1 pseudogene is annotated in these 414 nt (G+C 74.6%); it reads right to left on the reverse strand.

From position 1 onward, the window contains the following. A pseudogene (locus tag ASG00_RS16590) lies at positions 1–334 on the reverse strand (hypothetical protein); the annotation flags it as partial. Positions 335–414 lie beyond the last annotated feature (80 nt).

The following is a 414-nucleotide window of genomic DNA, read 5'->3' on the forward strand; positions in this document are numbered from 1 at the left end:
GGTCGACGCCGACGGCCTCGGCGATCTCGCTGACGGTGAGGGGCTCGGATGCCGCCACCACCGCGTCGAGCAGACGGAGGCGCGCCGGCCCCGCGAAGCGTCCGCTGCCGCCGCCCGCCCAGGGCGGCCCGCCCCATGCACCGGGGGCACCCGCGGCCCAGGGCCCGCCGCCGTGCGCGCCGGGTCCGAACCCGTGCCGGCCGCGCCCGCCGTGGGGGTGGGGGCCGTCGTGCCCGGTCACCCAGGGAGGCCGGGGTCCGCGCCGACCGCGCAGCTGCCCGAGGGCGGCGGCGATGGCGTCGACGGGGTCGGTGGCGGGGTCGTCGGCGGTCATGATCCGAGAATACATGCACCTTGACATGCATCACAGAAGCATGTACAAAGACATGTACATGCCACATGACATGTAATCGG

The organism is Microbacterium sp. Leaf351 (assembly GCF_001423825.1).
GTDB lineage: Bacteria > Actinomycetota > Actinomycetes > Actinomycetales > Microbacteriaceae > Microbacterium > Microbacterium ginsengisoli.